Here is a 22,735-nt window from a genome sequence, read left to right on the forward strand (position 1 = left end):
ACATCGTGGACAAAGCATCGGACAACTCGTTGCCGGAGATCGTCGGGGCGTTGCGCGACTCGTTGAAGGAGGTCGAACGGCTCCGCAGGCAGAACCGGCGCCTCACCGACGCGGCCGCCCAGCCCATCGCCATCGTGGGCATGAGCTGCCGCTTCCCCGGCGGCGTCCGCTCGCCGGAGGACTTCTGGCGGCTGGTGGCCGACGGCACGGACGCGCTCGGCGAGTTCCCGGCCGACCGTGGCTGGAACCTGGCGGAACTCTTCGGGCCCGACCCGGACCGGCCCGGGAGTTCCTACGTCCGGGAAGGCGGCTTCCTCCGCGACGCCGGCGACTTCGACGCCGGTTTCTTCGGGATCTCCCCGCGCGAGGCGCTGGTGATGGACCCGCAGCAGCGGCTGCTGCTGGAGCTGTCGTGGGAGGCGATCGAGCGGGCCGGCATCAACGCCGACACCCTGCGCGGCACCCGGTCCGGGGTGTTCGTCGGCACGCACGGCCAGGACTACACGACGATGCTCGCCAACGCCGCCCAGGATTCGGAAGGCTATCTGGTGACCGGCACCGCGGCGAGCGTCGCGTCCGGCCGGATCGCGTACGTGCTGGGCTTGGAAGGCCCGGCGGTGACGGTGGACACCGCGTGTTCGTCGTCGTTGGTGGCGCTGCACCTGGCGTGTCATTCGTTGCGGCAGGAGGAAAGCGACCTCGCGCTGGTCGGTGGCGTCGGGGTGATGAGCGCGCCCGGCGCGTTCGTGGAGTTCAGCCGGCAGCGTGGCCTGGCGGCGGACGGCCGCTGCAAGCCGTTCGCGGCCGGGGCGGACGGGACCGGCTGGGGGGAAGGCGCCGGCGTGCTCCTGGTGGAGCGGTTGGCCGACGCGGTCCGCAACGGGCATCCCGTGCTGGCGGTGGTGCGTGGCTCGGCGGTGAACCAGGACGGCGCCAGCAGCGGCCTGACCGCACCGAACGGTCCGTCGCAGCAGCGGGTGATACGGGCCGCGTTGGCGAACGCGCGTTTGTCCACTGTGGATGTCGATGTGGTCGAGGCGCACGGCACGGGTACGCGGCTGGGTGATCCGATCGAGGCGCAGGCGTTGCTGGCCACCTACGGGCAGGGTCGTGAGACACCGCTGTGGCTGGGATCGGTGAAGTCGAACATCGGGCACACCCAGGCGGCCGCGGGTATGGCCGGGATCATCAAGATGGTGCTCGCCATGCGGCACGGGTTGCTGCCGAAGACGTTGCACGTGGACGCTCCGACGCCTGAGGTGGATTGGTCTGCTGGTGCGGTGGAGTTGCTGACGGAGGCACGGGAGTGGCCTTCGGTGGATCGGCCTCGGCGGGCGGCGGTGTCGTCGTTCGGGGTGAGCGGGACGAACGCGCACGTGATCCTGGAACAGCCTGCCGAAGCCGCCGATCGGGCCGAGCCTTCGGCGGTGGTTCCGGCCGCGACGCTGTGGGTGTTGTCCGCGCGGAGTGCGGACGGTTTGCGCGCGCAGGCCGAACGGCTGCGTTCCTTTGTGGAGGGCCGGCCTGATGTCGATTTGGCGGACGTCGGGTTTTCGCTGGCTGCCGGTCGCGCCGTGATGGGTCACCGAGCTTTCGTGGTGGGTGGCGGTCGCGCGGAGCTGCTGGCCGGGTTGGGTGCCGTGGCCGCGGGCGAGCTGTCGTCGAGTGGCGGTTCTTCGCTGTCCCGGGTGGCGTTCGTGTTCCCGGGGCAGGGGTCGCAGTGGATCGGGATGGGGTCTCGGTTGGTGGCCGAGAGCCCGGTTTTTGCGGAGTGGGTTTCCCGGTGTGACGAGATCATGGCCGGGCTCTTGGGTTGGTCGGTGGCGGAAGTCCTGCGGTCCGATGAGGAGTTTGGCTCGGGTCCGGATGTGGTGCAGCCGCTGTCGTTTGTGGTGATGGTTGGTCTTGCTGCGGTGTGGCGGTCGTGGGGTGTGGAGCCTGCTGCGGTGGTGGGGCATTCGCAAGGTGAGATCGCTGCTGCGTGTGTGGCCGGTGCGTTGAGTCTTGAGGATGCCTGCCGGGTGGTGGTGTTGCGCAGCCGGTTGATCGCGCAGGTTTTGGCCGGGCGTGGCGGCATGGTGTCGATCCCGCTGAACGTGGGGGATACCGAGCGCTTGCTGGTGGACGGTGTGTCGGTCGCGGCGTTGAACGGGCCTGCGTCGACGGTCGTCTCGGGTGATGTGGCGGGGTTGGACGAGGTGGTGGCGCGGTGTGAGCGTGAGGGGATCCGTGCGCGTCGGATCGCTGTTGATTACGCTTCGCATTCCGCGCATGTGGAGAGTCTTCGTGACGAGTTGGCGGAGGTGCTGGCGGGGATTCGGCCGGTGGAGCCGTCGGTGCCGATGTGGTCCACGGTGGACAGTCGTTGGGTGGCCGGGCCTGAGCTTGGTGCCGATTATTGGTACCGGAATTTGCGGCAGACGGTCCACTTCGAGGAAGCTGTTCGCGGCCTGTCGGACGAGGGTTTCGACGGCTTCCTCGAGGTGAGCGCGCACCCGGTGGTGACCCCGGCCGTCCAGGACACCATCGAGGACGGTGGCCGCACCGCGACCGTCGTCGGTTCGCTGCGACGGGACGACGGCGGCCTGGACCGGCTGCTGAAGTCGCTGGGTGAGCTGTTCGTGGCCGGTCTCGTGCCCGGCTGGCGTGCGGTGTTCGGCGGTGCGCAGCGGATCGACCTGCCGACCTACGCGTTCCAGCACCGGCGTTACTGGCCGACGCCCAAGGCGGGACTGGGCTTGGGGGACACCGGCCACCCCCTGGTCGGCGCGGTGGCCACGCTCCCGGGAACCGGTGGGGTGCTGCTGACGGGCACGCTTTCGCTGCGGTCCCACCCCTGGCTCGCCGACCACTCGGTGTCCGGTGCCGTGCTGCTGCCCGGTACCGCGTTCGTGGAGATGCTGGCCCGGGCGGCCGACGAGGCCGGGTGCGCGTGCGTCGACGAGCTGGTCATCCACGAACCGCTCGTCCTCACCGGCGACGACGACGTCGACGTGCAGGTCGCGGTGGACGCCGCCGGCCCGGACGGCCGGCGGGACGTGACCGTCCACGCGCGACGGGACGACGACGGGTGGACGCGCCACGCGACCGGCGTGGTGTCCCCCGGTGCCCCGGACGGCGGGGCCGGCCTGACCGAGTGGCCGCCCGCGGACGCGGCTCCGGTCGACGTGAGCGCACTGTACGACCAGCTGGCCGGGAGCGGCCTGGAGTACGGCCCCGCCTTCCGGGGCGTGCGGGCGGCCTGGCGGCGGAACGACGAGGTGTTCGCCGAAGTCGGCCTTCCCGAAGACGTGCCGTCCACCGGCTTCGGGATCCACCCGGCGCTGCTGGACGCGTGCCTGCACGTCGGCGCCGACCGGGGCGGCACCCGGCTGCCCTTCGCGTGGCGGGACGTGCGGCTGTTCGCGTCGGGTGCCTCGCGGGTCCGGGTGCGCCTGTGCGTGCTGGACGACGACGCCGTGTCGGTGGACATCGCGGACCCGGCCGGCGCACCGGTGTTCTCGGCAGGGTCACTGGTGTCCCGGCCGGTCGGCCGGAGCAAGGCCGGTCACGGCTCGCTGTACCGCGTCGGCTGGGCCCCCGTGCAGTCCACAGTGGACGAACCGGCTACGTGGGCCGTGGTCGGACCGGACCGGGCGGCGCTCGAGACCGGCGGGTGCGCCGAGCTGTCCGAGTTGGACACCGTCCCCGACGTCGTGGTGGTGCCCTTCCTGACCGCCGGGCACGACGACCTGCCCGAGGCGGTGAGGGCCGCCATGCACCGGCTGCTCGCACTGATCCGGACGTGGCTGGCGGACGACCGGTACCAGGACGCCCGGCTGGTGATCCTCACCAGGCGCGCGGTGGGGACGAGCACCGCGGACCGCACGGTCGACCTCGTCCACGCCCCGCTGTGGGGCCTGACGAGATCCGCGCAGTCGGAGAACCCGGGCCGGTTCGTCCTGGTGGACGTGGACGACCTCGCGGGCCTGCCGCGCGCGATCCGCTCCGGTGAACCCCAGGTGGCGGTGCGCGAAGGAGCGGTGCTGGCGCCCCGGCTGGCGCAGGGCGGCACCGTGCCGGCCGTACCGGACGCGCCCGGCTGGCGCCTCGACGTGGCGTCGAAGGGGACCCTGGAGAACCTCGCGCCGGTGCCGTGCCCGGAGGTGTGGGCGCCACTGGGCCCCGGGCAGATCCGCGTCGCGGTGCGGGCCGCCGGGGTGAACTTCCGGGACGTCGTCCTCGCGCTCGGCCTCGTCGACCAGAACACCCCCGGCGGGGAAGCCGCCGGGGTGGTGCTGGAGGTGGGCCCCGACGTGCCGGGCTTCGCCGTCGGCGACCGCGTGATGGGGTTGCTGCTGGGCGGGTTCGGTCCGGTGGCGGTGGCCGACCACCGGCTGATGACGCACATCCCGGCGGGGTTCTCGTTCGTGACGGCGGCGTCGGTCCCGGTGGTGTTCCTGACGGCCTTCTACGGCCTCGTGGACTTGGCGGAGCTGAAGGCCGGCGAGTCCGTGCTGGTGCACGCCGCCGCCGGTGGCGTGGGCATGGCCGCGGTGCAGCTGGCCCGGCACCTGGGTGCGGACGTGCTGGCCACGGCGAGCAAGCCCAAGTGGGCCGCCGTGCGCGAGCTGGGTGTCGAGCACGTGTCGTCGTCGCGGTCGCTCGGGTTCGTCGAGGAGTTCCTCCGGACCACCGCCGGGCACGGGGTGGACGTCGTGCTGAACTCGCTGGCCGGCGAGTACGTGGACGGCTCGCTGCGGTTGCTGCCGCAGGGCGGCCGGTTCCTGGAGATGGGCAAGACCGACAAGCGGGACCCCGAAGCCGTGGCGGCGAGCCACCCCGGCGTCCGCTACCGCGCGTTCGACCTGCTCGAAGCGGGCCCGGACCGGATCCAGGAGATGTTCCGCGAACTGCTCGCCCTGTTCGAGGCCGGGGTGCTGCGGCCGCTGCCGATCACCTCGTGGGACGTCCGGCGGGGCGCGGAGGCGTTCCGGTACCTGAGCCAGGCGCGGCACGTCGGCAAGGTCGTGCTGACGGTGCCCCGGTCGATCGACCCGGCCGGGACGGTGCTGGTGACCGGCGGAACGGGGGTCCTCGGCCGGTTGTTCGCCCGCCACCTCGTCGCCGAACAGGGTGTCCGGCACCTGGTGCTGACCGGCAGGCAGGGGATCGCGGCCCCGGGCGCGGCCGAACTGCGGGACGAGCTGGTGGCACTCGGCGCGCACGTGGAGATCGCGTCGTGCGACGTGGCCGACCGGGAGTCGCTGGCCCGCGTCCTGGCGGGGGTCCCGGCCGAGCACCCGCTGACCGCGGTCCTGCACGCGGCCGGCGTGCTCGACGACGGGCTGGTCTCGACGATGACCACCGGCCGGCTGGACGCCGTCCTCAAGCCCAAGGTGGACGGTGCGGTGCACCTCCACGAACTGACGAAGGACCTGGACCTCGCGGCGTTCGTGCTGTTCTCGTCGTCGTCGGGGGTGGTCGGCGGTCCCGGCCAGGGCAACTACGCCGCCGCCAACACGTTCCTGGACGCGCTGGCGCACCACCGGCGGACCCAGGGGCTGCCCGCCGTGTCCCTGGCGTGGGGTTTCTGGGCCGACCGCAGCGCGATGACCCGGCACCTCGGCGACACCGACCTCGACCGGATGACCCGAGCGGGCATGAAACCGCTGTACGCCGAGGACGTCGTGCTCCTCGATGCGGCATCCGAACTGGACGAGCCACTGGTGGTGCCCGCCCACCTCGACCTCGCCGTGCTGCGGGCACAGGCCGAAAAGGGGCTGTTGCCGCCGATCCTCCGCGGCCTGGTCTCGGTGCCGAACCGGCGGATCGCGGCCCGCGCGGGCGAACCGGACAGGGCCACGCTCGCCGAACGGCTCACGGCGATGGCGGCCGGCGAACGCGCCCGTGTCCTCGTCGACCTCGTCCGCACCCACGCGGCGACCGTGCTCGGCCACGGATCACCCGAGCTGGTGTCGCCCGACCGGGCGTTCAAGGAGCTGGGCTTCGACTCGCTCACGTCGGTCGAACTGCGCAACCGGCTCCAGGCGGCCACCGGCCTCCGGCTGCCGGCGACCCTCGTGTTCGAGTACCCCAGCGCGGAAGCGCTCGCCCGCCACCTCGCCGCGGAACTCGCCGGTGCCCCGCCGGCCGCTCCGGCCGTCGTGCGCGCGGCCGTCGGCGCGGACGACCCGATCGCCATCGTCGCGATGGGCTGCCGGTACCCGGGCGACGTGAACTCCCCGGACGACCTGTGGCGGCTGGTCGCCGGGGGCGGCGACGCGATCGGCTCGTTCCCCGCCGACCGCGGCTGGGACCTCGACGGCCTGTACGACCCCGACCCCGGCAACGTGGGCACGAGCTACACGCGGTCCGGCGGTTTCCTGCGCGGTGCGGCGGACTTCGACGCCGCGTTCTTCGGGATCTCCCCGCGCGAGGCGCTGGTGATGGACCCGCAGCAGCGGCTGCTGCTGGAGGTCGCGTGGGAGACGATCGAGCGCGCGGGCATCGACCCGTCCTCCCTCAGAGGCACCCTGACCGGCGTGTTCGCGGGCGCCGGCAACCAGGACTGGAACGTGGTCGTCCAGCAGTCCGCCGAAAACGTCGAAGGCTACTCGATGACCGGGGTGGCGACGAGCGTCGCGTCCGGCCGGATCGCGTACGTGCTGGGTCTGGAGGGGCCGGCGGTGACGGTGGACACGGCGTGTTCGTCGTCGCTGGTGGCGTTGCACCTGGCGTGCCAGTCGCTGCGCCGAGGAGAGAGCGACCTTGCGCTGGCCGGCGGGGTGTCGGTGCTCCCCACCACGGCCGGCTTCATCGAGTTCAGCCGGCAGCGCGGGCTCGCGGCGGACGGCCGGTGCAAGGCGTTCGCCGCGGCGGCGGACGGCACCGGGTGGAGCGAGGGCGTGGGCCTGCTCCTGGTCGAGCGGCTGTCCGACGCGGTCCGGAACGGGCACCCGGTGCTGGCCGTGGTGCGGGGTTCGGCGGTGAACTCCGACGGCGCGTCGAACGGGTTGACCGCCCCGAACGGCCGGTCCCAGCAGCGGGTGATCCGCGAGGCACTGGCCTCGGCCGGGCTGGCGGTCACCGACGTCGACGTGGTCGAGGCGCACGGCACGGGTACGCGGCTGGGTGATCCGATCGAGGCGCAGGCGTTGCTGGCCACCTACGGGCAAGGCCGCGAGACGCCGCTGTGGCTGGGGTCGGTGAAGTCGAACATCGGGCACAGCGCGGCCGCCGCCGGGGTCGCCGGGGTGGTCAAGATGGTGCTGGCGATGCGGCACGGCGTGCTGCCGAAGACGTTGCACGTGGACCGCCCGACGCCGGACGTCGACTGGTCCGCCGGTGCGGTGGAGCTGCTCACGGACGCGAAGCCGTGGCCCGGGGAGGAACGGCCTCGCCGCGCGGGAATCTCGGCTTTCGGTGTCGGCGGGACGAACGCGCACGTGATCCTGGAGCAGCCTCCCGAGACCGCCGACCCGGGCGAGCCTCCGGCCGTGGATCCGGTGGCCTCGATGTGGGTGTTGTCGGCGCGGAGCGCGGACGGGTTGCGGGCGCAGGCGGATCGGTTGCGTTCCTTTGTGGATGGTCGGGCTGAGGTCGGTGTGGCCGATGTGGCGTGGTCGTTGACTGCTCGTGCGGTGATGGGGCATCGGGCCGTGGTTGCGGGCCGGGACCGTGCGGAGCTGCTGGCCGGGTTGAGCGCGGTGGCGGCCGGTGTCCCGGGGCCCGGCGTCGCGGTGGGTGAGAGCGCCGATTTGCGGCGTGTGGCGTTTGTGTTCCCGGGGCAGGGGTCGCAGTGGATCGGGATGGGTTCCCGGTTGCTGGGCGAGAGTCCGGTTTTTGCGGAGTGGGTTTTCCGGTGTGACGGGGTCATGGCCGGGTTGCTGGGTTGGTCGGTGGCGGAAGTCCTGCGGTCGGGTGAGGAGTTTGGCTCGGGTCCGGATGTGGTTCAGCCGCTGTCGTTTGTGGTGATGGTCGGTTTGGCTGCGGTGTGGCGTTCGTGGGGTGTGGAGCCTGCTGCGGTGGTGGGGCATTCGCAAGGTGAGATTGCTGCTGCTTGTGTCGCCGGTGCGTTGAGCCTTGAGGATGCCTGCCGGGTTGTCGTGCTGCGCAGCCGGTTGATCGCGCAGGACTTGGCCGGCCGAGGCGGCATGGTCTCCATTCCGTTGAACGTGGCCGAAACTCGGCCGTTGCTGGTGGACGGTGTGTCGGTCGCGGCGTTGAACGGGCCCGCGTCGACGGTCGTCTCGGGTGATGTGGCGGGGTTGGACGAGGTGGTGGCGCGGTGTGAGCGTGAGGGGATCCGTGCGCGTCGGATCGCTGTTGATTATGCTTCGCATTCCGCGCATGTGGAGAGTCTTCGTGACGAGTTGGCGGAGGTGCTGGCGGAGATTCGCCCGGTGGATCCGTCGGTACCGATGTGGTCCACCGTGGACAGTCGTTGGGTGAGCGGTCCTGAGCTTGGTGCCGATTATTGGTACCGAAACCTGCGGCAGACGGTCCACTTCGAGGGTGCCGTGCGTGGTCTTCTGTCCGAAGTGGACGGTTTTCTCGAGATCAGTGCCCATCCGGTGTTGACCCCGGCTGTCCAGGACACTGTCGAGGACGCGGGTGGTTCGGCGGCGGTCGTGGGCTCACTGCGGCGGGACGACGGCGGCCTGGACCGGCTGCTGATGTCGCTGGGGGAGCTGTTCGTCGCGGGGCTCGTGCCGGACTGGCCAGGGGTGTTCGGTGGCGGCCGCCCGGTGGAACTGCCGACGTACGCGTTCCAGCACCAGCGCTACTGGCCCACGCCCAAGACCGGCGCCGGCGACGTCGAGTCGGTAGGCCTGATGCCGGCCGGGCACGCGCTGCTGGGCGCCGTGACCGCGTTGCCGGGTGACGACGGCGTGGTGCTGACGGGCCGGCTGTCCCCGCAGTCGCAGCCGTGGCTGGCCGAGCACGTCGTGTCCGGTCAGGTGCTGCTCCCGGGCACCGCGTTCGCCGAGCTGCTGCTGCGGGCCGGGGACGAGGTCGGCTGCGGTCACGTCGGCGAACTGACCATCCACGCTCCGCTGGTGGTGCCGTCGCAGGTCCAGGTGGTCGTCGACGGCCCCGAGCCGGACGGCGCCCGGAACGCGACCGTCCACTCCCGACGGGCCGACGGCGGGTGGACGCTGCACGCCACCGGTGTGCTGTCGCCGTCCGGCGAGGTCGAGAGCGCCGAGCTGGCCGAGTGGCCGCCGGCCGGTGCCGTCGAGGTGGCGGTGACCGGGCTCTACGAGAGACTGGCCACCGACGGCCTCGAGTACGGCCCGGCGTTCCAGGGGCTGCGGGCGGCCTGGCGACGTGACGACGAGGTGTTCGCCGAGGTCGCCCTGCCCGAGGGCACCACCGCCGCCGGGTTCGGGATCCACCCCGCGCTGCTCGACGCGGCGCTGCACGGGCTCGGCGTCGCCGACCTGCTGCCCGGCGAGGCGGGGCAGACCCTGCTGCCGTTCTCCTGGCGCGACCTGGAGCTCTTCGCGTCGGGCGCCGTCGTCCTGCGCGTCCGGCTCGCCCCGGACGGGACCGGGGGCGTGTCGGTCGTGGCCGCCGATCGGACCGGCGCCCCGGTCCTTTCCGCACGGTCACTGGTGTTCCGCCCGGCGCCCCGGCCGGAGGCCGTGCACGACGGATCCCTCTACCGCCTCGACTGGGTCGAGGCACCGGCCACCGAAGCGGCTTCGGCCACCTGGGCCGTCGTGGGCGGGGAACTCCCGGACCTGGCCGCGCTCTCCTGTGCCGGCCTGACGGCCGTCGCCGAGGCCATCGACGCCGGCGCGAACCTGACCCACGTCGTGTTCCGGTGCCTCCCCGGCTCGGCCGGCCTGGTCGAGGCCACCCACGAGGTGACCGGCCGGCTGCTGTCGGCCGTGCGGACCTGGCTCGCCGACGAGCGGTTCTCGGCCGCCCAGCTCGTCGTCGTCACGAACCAGGCGGTGCTGACGCCGGACCCCGACCCGGCCCAGGCCGCGCTGTGGGGACTGATCCGGTCGGCGCAGGCGGAAAACCCCGGTCAGTTCACGATCGTGGACGTCGACGGCGAAGCGCTGTCCTGGCAGGCGCTGCCCCGCGCGGTGCGGGAACCGCAGTCGGCCGTGCGCGCGGGCGTCGTGCACGTGCCGAGGCTGGCTCGCGGTGTCTCGGCCGACCTGCTGGAGATCCCCGCCGGGCCGTGGCGGCTGGACGTGACGCAGCGGGGAACGCTGGAGCACCTCGCGCCGGCGCCGTGCCCCGAAGACGCCGGTGCCGCCCTCGCGGCCGGCCAGGTCCGCATCGGCGTCCGCGCGGCCGGGCTGAACTTCCGCGACCCGCTCATCGCGCTCGGGCTCTACCCCGGCGACGACGCCCGGATCGGCAGCGAAGGCGCCGGGGTGGTCCTGGAAGTCGGGCCGGGCGTCACCGGTCTCGCCGTGGGCGACCGGGTGCTGGGCCTGGTACCGGGCGCCTTCGGTCCGGTGGCGGTGGCGGACGCCCGGTTGCTCGTGCCGATGCCCGCCGGGTGGTCGTTCGTCCAGGCGGCATCGGTGCCCATCGCGTTCCTGACCGCTTGGTACGGGCTTCGCGAGCTCGGCAGGCTGACCGCCGGCGACACCGTCCTGGTGCACGCCGGTGCCGGCGGCGTGGGGATGGCGGCGATCCAGCTCGCGCGGTACTGGGGTGCCCGGGTGCTGGCGACCGCCGGCCCGGCCAAGTGGCACGTGCTCAGGGACCTCGGGATCGCGGAGACCGACATCGCGTCCTCGCGGACCGCCGAGTTCGCCGACCGGTTCGCCGCGGCCGGGGTGGACGTGGTGCTGAACTCGCTGGCCGGGCCCCTCGTCGACGCGTCGCTCGGCCTGCTCGGCGCGGGCGGCCGGTTCGTCGAGATGGGCAAGACCGACCCCCGGTCCGCCGTCGAGGTCGAGGCCGCCTACCCCGGCGTGACGTTCACCGCGTTCGAGCTCGCGCAGGCGGGCCCGGAGCGGATCCACGACATGCTCACCGAAATCGTGAAACTGCTGGAGGCCGGAGCCCTGCGGCCGTTGCCGGTCACGACCTGGGACGTGCGCCGGGCGCGGGAGGCGTTCCGGTTCATGAGCCAGGCGCGGCACGTGGGCAAGATCGTGCTGACCGTGCCGCGCCCGATCGACCCGGCCGGGACGGTGCTGGTGACGGGCGGGACCGGCGTGCTGGGCCGGGTGTTCGCCCGCCACCTGGTGACCGGGTGCGGAGCCCGGCACCTGGTGCTGGCCAGCAGGCACGGCGACGCGCCGGAACTGGTGGCCGAGCTCGCCGGGCTGGGTGCCACGGTGGACGTCGTCCCCTGTGACGTCGGCGACCGGGACGCGGTGGCCCGGCTGCTGGCGGGCCTCGAACGTCCGCTGACCGCCGTGGTGCACACGGCGGGCGTGCTGGCCGACGGCGTGGTCTCGGCGTTGGACACCGACCGCCTCGAGCACGTCCTCAGGCCCAAGGTGGACGGCTCGGTGCACCTGCACGAGCTGACGGCGGACCTGGACCTCGCGGCGTTCGTGCTGTTCTCGTCCGCGGCCGGCACCTTCGGCGGCAACGGGCAAGCCAACTACGCCGCCGCCAACGCGTTCGTCGACGCACTGGCCCGGCGCCGGTGCGCACAAGGGCTCCCGGCGGTCTCGCTGGCGTGGGGCTTCTGGGCCGACCGCAGTGCGATGACCGGCCACCTCGGGGACGCCGACCTCGACCGGATGGCCCGGGCCGGCGTGCTGCCGCTGTCGGTCCCGGACGGGCTGGCGCTGTTCGACCGGGCCGCGTGGGCCGGCGAGCCCGTGGTCCTCCCGATGCGGCTCGACACCGCCGCGCTCGCCACGCAGCCGGAGGTGCCGGCGGTGCTCCGCGGGCTCGTCCGGGCCCGCACCCGCCGGACGGCGCACTCCGGCGCGCCGTCCGGCAGCGGACGCACGCTGGCGGACCGGCTCGCCGGGCTGCCGGGCGAGGAGCAGGGCCGGCTGCTGGTGGACCTGGTCCGCACGAACGTCGCCGCGGTGCTGGGCCACCACTCGGTGGACGGCGTTCCCGAAGACCGGGCGTTCAAGCAGCTCGGGTTCGACTCGCTCACGGCCGTCGAACTGCGCAACCGGCTCCAGGCGGCGGCCGGGTTGCGGCTGCCGGCCTCGCTGGCCTTCGACTACCCGAACCCGCTGGTGCTGGCCGAACACCTGCGCTCGCAGCTGGTGGCCGACAGCGCGGTCACGGTGGAGCTGATGCTCGCCGACCTGGAGGCCGCGGTCGCCGCCGCCGGCGAGGACACCCGCAGGTCGGTGGCCGCCCGCCTCCAGACCGTGCTCGGCCGCCTGCGTCCCGGTGCCGCACCGGACGACCTGGACGCGGCCACGGACGACGAGCTGTTCCAGCTCGTCGACAACTCATTCGGCCAGGCGTGAGGGAGCTGGTTACCGTGTCGAACGAGGACAAACTCCGCGACTACCTCAAGCGGGCCATCGCCGACGCCCAGCAGGCGAACCGCCGGCTCCGCGAGGCCGAAGAGCGGGCGGCCGAGCCGATCGCGATCGTCTCGATGGGCTGCCGGTACCCCGGTGGGGTCGGCACGCCGGAGGACCTGTGGAAGCTGGTCGCCGACGGGATCGACGCCATCGGGCCGGTCCCCGCCGACCGCGGCTGGAGCGGCCCCGGTTTCGTGGGTGGCTTCCTGGACGGCGCCGCCGGCTTCGACGCGGACTTCTTCGAGGTTTCGCCGCGCGAGGCCCGGGTGATGGACCCGCAGCAACGGCTGCTGCTCGAAGTCTGCTGGGAGACCCTGGAACGGGCCGCGATCGTGCCCGCCTCCTTGGCGGGCACGGCCACCGGCGTGTTCGTCGGGACCAGCGGCCAGGACTACGCCTCCCTGGTGGCGGCGGCCGCGCAGGACGACGACGGCTACTTCGTGACCGGGAACGCGGCGAGCGTGGTGTCCGGGCGGGTCGCGTACACGTTCGGCTTGGAAGGCCCGGCGGTGACGGTGGACACCGCGTGTTCGTCTTCGCTGGTGGCGCTGCACCTGGCGGCCCAGTCGCTCCGGCGCGGGGAGTGCGACCTGGCGCTCGCCGCCGGGGTGACCGTGCTGTGCCTGCCCCATGTCTTCGCCGAGTTCGGCAGGCAGGGCGGGCTGGCCGGGGACGGCCGGTGCAAGGCGTTCGCCGCGTCCGCCGACGGCACCGGCTTCGCCGAAGGCGTCGGGGTGCTCCTGCTGGAGCGCCTGTCCGACGCCGAACGCCACGGCCACCAGGTGCTGGCGGTGGTGCGGGGCTCGGCGACCAACCAGGACGGCGCGTCGAACGGCCTGACGGCCCCGAACGGTCCGGCGCAGCAGCGGGTCATCCGGCAGGCGCTGGCCGACGCCCGCCTGGCCCCGCAGGACGTGGACGCGGTCGAGGCCCACGGCACGGGCACCCGGCTGGGCGATCCGATCGAGGCGCAAGCACTCCTGGCCACGTACGGACAGGGCCGCGACCGTCCACTGTGGCTGGGATCGGTGAAGTCGAACATCGGGCACACCCAGGCCGCCGCCGGAGTGGCCGGCGTCATCAAGATGGTGCTGGCGATGCGGCACGGTGTCCTGCCGAAGACGTTGCACGTGGACAGCCCGACACCCGAGGTGGACTGGTCCACCGGCGCGGTGCGGCTGCTGACCGGCACGATGACCTGGCCGCGGCTCGCCCACCCCCTGCGAGCCGCGGTCTCCTCCTTCGGCATCAGCGGCACGAACGCGCACGTGATCCTCGAGCAGGCCCCGGCGGCGCCGTCCGCCGGCACGGGCTCCCCGGCCGTGGCGCCCTGGCTGCTTTCGGCGAAGAGCCAGGACGGGCTGACGGCCCAGGCGGCCCGGCTGCTGGCGCACCTGCGTGCCACGCCCGAGGCGCGGGCCGGCGACGTGGCCCGCACGCTGGCGACCGGACGTTCGGCGTTCCCGCACCGCGCGGCGGTCGTCGCGGGCGACCGCGACGAGCTGCTCGCCGGCCTGGCCGCGCTGGCGTCCGGTGAGCCCGCCGGAACCGTCTTCCGCGGCGTGGCCGGCGGCCGGGTGGGGTTCCTCTTCTCCGGCCAGGGCGCCCAGCGGCCCGGGATGGGACGCGAGCTCTACCAGGCGTTCCCGGCGTTCGCCGCCGCGCTGGACGCCGTGTGCGCGCACGCCGAGGGCGCGCTGGACCGGCCGTTGCGCGCGGTGATGTTCGGCTCGGACGCCGAACTGCTCGCCCGGACCGGCTACACCCAGCCCGCCCTGTTCGCGTTCGAGGTCGCGTTGTTCCGGCTGCTGGAGTCGTGGGGCGTGCACCCGGACCTCCTGCTCGGCCACTCCGTCGGCGAACTGGCCGCCGCCCACGTCGCCGGTGCCCTGTCCCTCCCGGACGCGACGAGGCTCGTCCTCGCCCGCGGCCGGTTGATGCAGGCCCTGCCGGCCGGCGGGGCGATGACGGCCGTCCAGGCCGGCGAAAGCGAGGTGCGGCCCCTGCTCGCCGGCTACGCGGACCGGGTGGACATCGCCGCGGTGAACAGCCCGGGCTCGACGGTGATCTCGGGCGACGAGGACGCCGTCGCCGAGATCGCGGCCCACTTCGCCACGGCCGGGCGCAGAACGCGCCGGCTGCGCGTCAGCCACGCGTTCCACTCGCCCCGGATGGACCGGATGCTGGCCGAGTTCCGGCGGGTCGCCGAAAATGTCACGGGAGGGACGCCGCGGCTGCCCGTCGTGTCGAGCGTGACGGGTGAGCTGCTCACCGCCGAACAGCTGGGCTCGGCCGACTACTGGGTGGCCCACGCCCGGCAGGGCGTGCGGTTCGCGGACGGGATCGCGCGGATGTACGCGGACGGCGTCCGCACCTTCCTGGAAGTCGGCTCCGACGCGGTGTTGTCCCCGATGGGGGAGGAGTGCGTCACCGGGGGTGCCTCGTTCGTCCCGGCGACGCGCGCGGACCACGCGGAAACCGAGTCACTGGCCGTGGCGCTGGCCCGGCTGCACGTGTCCGGGGCCGGGGTCGACTGGCAGCTGGTGCTCGACGGCGCCGGGCACGCCGACCTCCCCACGTACGCGTTCCAGCACCGCCGCTTCTGGGTCGATCCGGTGCCGAAGGCCGGTGACCTGACGGTGGCCGGCCTCACCGCGGCGGACCACCCGCTGCTCGGCGCCACCGTCGCGCTCGCCGACCGCGACGGGCTGCTCTTCACCGGCCGCGTGTCCACGCGCGCCCACCCCTGGCTCGCCGACCACGCGCTGGGCGACCGGGCCGTCCTGCCCGGGGCGGCGTTCGTCGAGCTGGCCGCCCGGGCCGGGGCCGAGCTGCGGTGCAGCCGCGTCGAGGAGCTCGTGCTCGGCGAACCGTTGTTCCTCCCCGGCCATGGTGACGTCGAGGTCCAGGTGCACGTCGGCGAAGCGGACGCGAACGGCCACCGCGCGGTCGCCGTGTACGCGCGCCGCGACGACGACGCGTGGACGTCACACGCCACCGGTGCGGTCGGGCCGGCCCGCCACGAGACCGGCGGCGCCCCTGGCGCCTGGCCGCCGCCCGGCGCCGAGCCCGTCGACGCCGCCGAAATCCTGCAGCGGTTCGCCGAGGCGGGCATCGACCACGGCCCCGCCCACGAGTGCCTGCGCGGAGTCTGGCGAGACGGTGCCGAGCTGGTGGCGGAGGCGCGGCTGCCGGACGAGCTGACCGGCGCCGACCGGTTCCGGATCCACCCGGTGCTGCTCCAGGCAGCGGTGACGCTGGCGGCGGCCGGCGAGCCGGGACTGGCGGCCCAGTGGCGGGGCGTCGAGCTGTCCGGCGCGGCGGGCGAGCTCGTCCGGATGCGGGTCACCCCCGCCGGGGACGGCGGCCACGCCGTCGCGATGTCTACAGTGGACGGTCAATGGGTGGCCCTGGCGCAGGTCGTCCGGACCCGGCCCGTACCGCCGGACCTGGTGCGCGGGGACGCCACGCTGTACCGGATCGCGTGGACCCCGGTCGAACTCCCGGTGCCGGATCGCGAGCCGGCCGTCGTGGCGACCGACGACCCCGCGGTGGCCGCCCAGCTGACCGCGGCCGGGCTGGCCGTCGAACTGCGCGGGGACCTGGCCGGCGTCGAGGGTGTCGTCGCGGTCCGCGCCGGGAACCCGCGGCACGGCCCGGCGGTGCTCGTCGAACTGGACGAGCACGCCGACCCGGTGACGATCACGCGGGCCGTGTCGTCCCGTGCCGAGCCGCGGCTCGCCCTGCGTGGGGGTGAAGTGCTGGCGCCCCGGCTGGTGCCGGTGGATCCCGTGCGGACGAAGGCACCGGAACGGACGACCGCGCTGGTGACCGGCCGGCGGCCCGACCGGGTGCGCCTGGTCGCGCGGCACCTGCTGGGCGAGTACGGCATGGCGGTCGACCAGTGCGCCTTCGCCGACCTGGCCGTGACGTTCGACAGCGAGCGCCCGCCCGGGCTCGTCGTGCACACGGACCCCGACCGCCCGGCGGACGCGCGTGTCCTGCACGAGCGGACGAAGCACGGGGGGCTGGCGGCGTTCGTCACGTTCGCGTCCGTCGACGACGTCCTGACCGGTTCCGCGCTGAGCACCGTGGAGTCCTGGCGATCGGCGGGTTCGCCCGCGGTCTGCCTCGCGGCGGACCCGGAAGCCGCGCCGTCGGACGTGCTCGCGCTCCTGGACGCCGGTCTCACCACCGACCTGCCTGCCGTGGTGTCCGCCCGGTTCACCCCGGCTGTCCTGCGCGGGACGGACGTCCCGGCGTTGTTGCGCGGCCTGGTCCGCGACCGGCGCCGGCGCGCCGATCCGGCCCCCTCGGCGCGTGACGGCCTGACCGAGGAGGCGCTCGCGAACCTCGTGCGCAAGCACGCCGCCATCGTGCTGGGACACGCCTCACCGGCGACGATCGACGACCGGCAGGCGTTCAAGGAGCTCGGGTTCACGTCGATGACCGGCGTCGAGCTGCGTGGCCGCCTGCAGGACGCGCTGGACCTCCCGCTGCCGGCGACCCTGGTCTTCGACCACCCCAACCCCCTCGCCGTGGCGCGGTACCTTGCGGCCCTGCTGCGGGGCGGCCCCACCAGCGTGCCCGCCACCGAGCCGGTGCGCACGCAGACCGACGAGCCGATCGCGATCGTGGGCATGGGGTGCCGGTACCCGGGTGGCGTGGCGTCCCCCGAAGACCTGTGGCGGCTGGTGGCGGACGGCGTCGACGCGGTCGGGGACTTCCCCCGGGATCGCGGCTGGGACGTCGAGGGGCTGTACGACCCCGATCCGGACAGCATGGGCAAGACCTACGTCCGCACGGGCGGGTTCCTCTACGACGCGGCGGACTTCGACGCCGGCTTCTTCGGGATCTCGCCGCGGGAGGCGCTGGCCATGGACCCGCAGCAGCGGCAGCTGCTGGAGGTGTGCTGGGAGGCGCTCGAGCACGCCGGCCTCGACCCGCTCTCGGTGCGCGGCAGCCGGACCGGGGTCTTCGCCGGGCTGGCGTCCAGCGACTACGCGGCCCGGATCCACTCCGTGCCCGAGGAAGTCGAGGGCTACCTGGGGAGCGGCAACGCGAGCAGCGTGCTGTCCGGCCGGATCGCCTACGTGCTGGGGCTGGAAGGCCCGGCGGTGACGGTGGACACGGCGTGTTCGTCGTCGCTGGTGGCGTTGCACCTGGCGTGCCAGTCGCTGCGCCAGGGCGAATGCGACCTGGCGCTGGCCGGCGGCGTCACGATCATGGCCACCCCCGGCGTGTTCGTGGAGTTCAGCCGGCAGCGCGGCCTGGCGGCGGACGGCCGCTGCAAGGCGTTCGCGGCCGCCGCGGACGGGACGGGCTGGGCCGAGGGTGCGGGCGTCCTCCTGGTCGAGCGGTTGTCGGACGCGCGGCGCCACGGCCACCGGGTGCTCGCCGTGGTCCGCGGTTCCGCGGTGAACCAGGACGGCGCGTCGAACGGGCTGACCGCGCCGAACGGCCTGTCCCAGCAGCGGGTGATCCGGGCCGCGCTGGCGAACGCCCGGCTGTCCACCGCGGACGTCGACGTGGTGGAGGCGCACGGCACCGGGACCCGGTTGGGCGACCCGATCGAGGCGCAGGCGTTGCTGGCCACCTACGGGCAGGAGCGTGCGGAGCCGCTGTGGCTGGGGTCGGTGAAGTCGAACTTCGGGCACAGCGCGGCCGCCGCCGGGGTGGCGGGCGTGGTGAAGATGGTCATGGCGATGCGGCACGGGGTGCTGCCCAGGACCTTGCACGTGGACCGCCCGACACCCGAGGTGGACTGGTCCGCCGGCGCGGTCGAGCTGCTGACCGGCGCCCGGTCGTGGCCGTCGGTGGATCGCCCGCGGCGGGCGGCGGTGTCGTCCTTCGGGATGAGCGGGACGAACGCCCACGTGATCCTCGAGCAGGGCGACGGCGGCGGGAGCGGCCCGTCGGGTGCGGACGACCGGGTCGTTCCCTGGGTGTTGTCGGCGCGGACTGCGGACGGGGTGCGCGCGCAGGCCGAACGGCTGTGCTCCTTTGTGGACGATCGGGCCGACGTCGGTGTGGCCGATGTGGCGTGGTCGTTGGCGACCTGCCGCGCGGTGCTGGGGCATCGGGCCGTCGTGGTCGGTGGCAGCCGCGCGGAGCTGCTGGCGGGGCTCGGCGCGGTGGCTGCGGGTGAGCCGTCGCCGGGCGTGGTCTCGGGTGGTGGGTCTTCGTTGTCGCGGGTGGCGTTCGTGTTCCCGGGACAGGGCTCGCAGTGGGCCGGGATGGGTTCCCGGCTGCTGGCCGAGAACCCGGTTTTCGCGGAGTGGGTTTCCCGGTGTGACGAGGTGATGGCCGGGTTGCTGGGGTGGTCCGTGGCGGACGTCCTGCGGGGTGGCGAAGAATTCGGTCCGGGTCCGGACGTGGTGCAACCGCTGTCGTTCGTGGTGATGGTGGGTCTGGCCGGGGTCTGGCGCTCGTGGGGTGTCGAACCCGCCGCGGTGGTGGGGCATTCGCAAGGCGAGATCGCCGCTGCCTGCGTGGCCGGTGTGCTGGGTCTCGAGGACGCGTGCCGGGTTGTCGTGCTGCGCAGCCGGTTGATCGCGCAGGTGCTGGCCGGCCGCGGCGGCATGGTGTCGATCCCGCTGGGCGTCGCCGGCACGCGGGCCCTGCTGGTGGACGGGGTGGAGATCGCGGCCTTGAACGGGCCGGGCTCGACGGTCGTCTCCGGTGACGTGGCGGGGCTGGACGAGGTGGTGGCGCGGTGCGAGCGGGACGGCATCCGGGCGCGCCGGATCGCGGTCGACTACGCCTCGCATTCCGCGCACGTGGAAAGCCTCCGCGACGAGCTGGGCGAGGTGCTGGCGGGGATCCGGCCGGCGGAGCCGTCGGTGCCGATGTGGTCCACCGTGGACAGTGAATGGGTGACGGGTCCGGAACTCGACGCCGGTTACTGGTACCGGAACCTGCGGGAGCCGGTCCGCTTCGAAGGGGCTGTGCGTGGCGTTCTGTCCGAAGTGGACGGATTTGTCGAGGTCAGTGCGCACCCGGTGCTGGCCCCGGCCATCCAGGACACCATCGAGGACGCGGGTGCCTCGGCGACGGTCGCCGGGTCGTTGCGGCGGGACGACGGCGGCCTGGACCGGTTGCTGACGTCGCTGGGTGAGCTGTTCGTGGCCGGTCTGGTACCGGACTGGCGCGCGGTGTTCGGTGCCGGCCGAACGGTGGAGCTGCCGACCTACGCCTTCCAGCACCAGCGCTACTGGCTCGACGCGCCCGAGGCGGCCGGCGACGCCGCCGACCTCGGCATGACGGCGACCGGCCACCCGCTGCTCAGTGCGATGACGGCGTTGCCCGGCGACGGCGACGTGTTGTTCTCGGGCCGGTTGTCGCCGCGGACGTTCCCGTGGCTGGCCGGGTTCGTCGTCGAGGACGTCCCGGTGATCTCGGCCGGGGTGCTGACCGAGCTCGCCGTCTGCGCGGCGGACCACCTCGGCTGCGACCGCATCGGCGAGCTGACCGTGCACCAGCCCCTGCCGGTGCCCGAGCTCGGTGGTCTGCTCGTCCAGGTCCGGGTGACCGGCCCGCACCGGGACGGCCGGCGGGCGTTCGACATCCACGCGCGGCCCGACGACGAGCTGTCGGAGTGGACGTGGCACGCCGGTGGCCACCTCGCGGAGGGCGACGCACCGGCCGACCGGCAGGCCCAGGACCACGACCAGCCGGTCGAGGTCGAGCTGCCCGGGGAACTCCACGACGCCGCAGGCACCTTCGGCATCCACCCGGTCCTGCTGGACGCGGTCCTGCGCGCCGGACGGCCCGGCGCGAGCCTGGTCTTCTCCGTCTCGGACCTGCGGCTGCACGCCACCGGCGCGACCAGACTGCGCGTCCGGACGGCTCCCGGGCCGGGCGGTTCGCGGTCCGTGGTGGCCGAGGAGCCGGGCGGCACCCCGGTGCTCACCGCGGCGTCGGTCGCGTTCCGGCCGGTCACCAGGAGCCAGGTCCTGGCGGCCCGCACCCCCGCGCACGCCGGCCTGCTCGCGGTGAACTGGGAGTACGTGCCGGTCCCCGAGGTGGGGGCGGCCCGTGGCCGCTGGGCGCTGATCGGCCTGGACACCATGGGCATCGCCCACGCGTTGAAGACCGTGGGCACCGAGGCCGACACGTACGCGGACTCGGCGGCGCTCATCGAGACGGCCCAGGACGCCGTGCCGGACGTCGTCGTGTTCATGTACACGTCCGAGAGCAGTGAGGACGACGTCGTCGCGTGGCGGTCCTCGATCGCGGCGTGCGCCACGGACCGCCGGTTCGCCAAGACCCGGCTCGTCCTGCTGACCTGCGGCGCCGTCCCCGCGGCGCCGGACGAGAACGTCCACGACCTCGGGCGCGCCGCGTTGTGGGGGGTGGCCCGGTGGGCGCAGGCCCGGTGGCCGGACCGGCTGGTCGCGATCGACATCGACGAGCGGGACGCGTCCCTGCTGCTCCTGCCGCGCGCGTTGCGGGCGGACGAGCCGCAGCTCGCGATCCGCGCGGGTGACTTCCGGGCCCCGCGCCTGGAACCGTCGGTCCCGGCGCCCGCCGCGGCCGCGGACCGCCCGGGGAAGGTGCTCGTCGTCGGCGCCGAGCCGGCCGCGCTGGAGGTGCTCTCCCGGCACTTCGACACGACCACGTCGGAAGACCCGGCCGAGCTGACCGGGGTCCTGGCCGTCGACCCCTCGCCGGCCGAGGCGATCCGGCTGCACGAACTCACCCGCGACGCCGGCCTGACCACGTTCACGCTGGTCTACGCGGCGGTCGGCCTGTTCGGCGAGCCGTTCGACGCCGACCGCGCGGCCGGCCACGCGGCACTCGACGCGCTGGCCCAGCAGCGGCGCGCACTGGGCCTGCCCGCGACCGCCGTGGCGTGGCCGAGCCGCCCCGACGACGTCGCGTCGGCGCCGTTCCGGACGATCCCGCTCGCCTCCGACGAAGGCGTGGCGTTGCTCGCGGCCGCGGCCCGCGCGACGACGGCCGCCGTGATGTGCGCCCGGTTCGACCGGGCCGCCCTGCGCGTGCAGGCGGCGGCGGGGGTGACCCCGCCACTGCTCAAGCGGTTGACGCGGGCCCCGGTCGAGCGGCCGGTCGTGAGCCACGCCGACGACGCGGAAGGCGTCGTCCTCGCCGCGCTGGCTCCGGACGAGCGTCGAGCGGCACTGCTCGCGCTGATCCGCCGGTACGCGGCAGCGGTCCTGCGGCACACCGACGCCGAGTCCGTCGAGGACCACCAGCCGTTCCTGGAGATCGGCATGGACTCGCTGACCGCGGTCGAACTGCGCAACCGCATCGCCGCGGCGACCGGCCTGTCCCTGGGCGCGTCCCTGCTGTTCGACCACCCGGCACCGGCCGAGCTCGCCGGCTACCTCGCCGACCGGCTCGACCCGGCCCGCCAGGTCGAGACCGGCGAGGCGGCCCCGGCCGACGACGCGGAAGGCGGCCCGATCGGGCGGCTGTACCTGGAGGTCTGCCGGCGCGGCGAAATCAAGGAGGGCCTGAAGCTGCTGCACATCGCCTCGCTCGTGGCCCCGTCGTTCGAGACGCTGCCCGCCGAGAGCGCGCCGCAGCCGATCTGGCTCGCGCGCGGTGCCGGCGAACCGATCCTGGTCTGCTTCCCGTCGTTCAGCCCGGTGGCCGGGCCGCACGAGTTCGCGCGCTTCGCGGCCCACTTCCGCGGCGTCCGGGACATGCTGATCCTGCCGGAACCCGGGTTCCTCGACGGGGAACGGCTCCCGGCCGACCTCCCCGCCCTGATCCGGCTCCAGGTCGACGCCGTCGAAAAGTACGTGGGTGACCGGCCGTGCGTGCTGTCCGGGCGGTCGGCGGGCGGCTGGGTCGCCCACGACGTCGCCATCGAACTGGCCGCCCGCGGCCGTCCGCCGCGGGCGCTGCTGCTGGTGGACAGCCCGGCACCGGACCAGATGGACGACCCCCGCGTCGGCGACGTGGTGATCAAGGCGATGCTCGACCGGGAGAGCGCCTTCGACCTGCTCGGCGACGACAAGCTCGTCGCGATGGGCTGCTACAGCCGGATCTTCATCGGCTGGCAGCCGGCCCCGGTCGACGTGCCCACCATGCACATCAAGGCCGCCGACCCGTTCGCGGAGGAAGTGCGCGCATTGTTCCCGCCCGGGGACGAGGGCTGGAAATGCTACTGGCCGCAACCGCACGACAGCATGGACATCCGCGGCAACCACTTCACGATGCTGGAGGACTACGCGGAGCTCACCGCCCACAAGGTCGAGGAATGGATCCGGAGTTTGCCATGACGTTGTTCACCCTTC

At 73.8% G+C, this 22,735-nt stretch carries 2 protein-coding genes; both read left to right on the forward strand.

The genetic code is table 11. The features are described 5' to 3' along the window. Positions 1–5 precede the first annotated feature (5 nt). Positions 6–12,407 (forward strand): SDR family NAD(P)-dependent oxidoreductase, encoded by a 12,402-nt coding sequence (locus ACWEGE_RS17245; RefSeq protein ID WP_449661437.1) that lies wholly within the window; start codon positions 6–8, stop codon positions 12,405–12,407. A gap of 14 nt (positions 12,408–12,421) precedes the next feature. Then, positions 12,422–22,720, forward strand: coding sequence for a beta-ketoacyl synthase N-terminal-like domain-containing protein (locus ACWEGE_RS17250; RefSeq protein ID WP_449661438.1), 10,299 nt, complete (start codon positions 12,422–12,424; stop codon positions 22,718–22,720). The last annotated feature ends 15 nt before the right edge of the window (positions 22,721–22,735 follow it).

This window comes from Amycolatopsis sp. NPDC004747, from assembly GCF_053601335.1.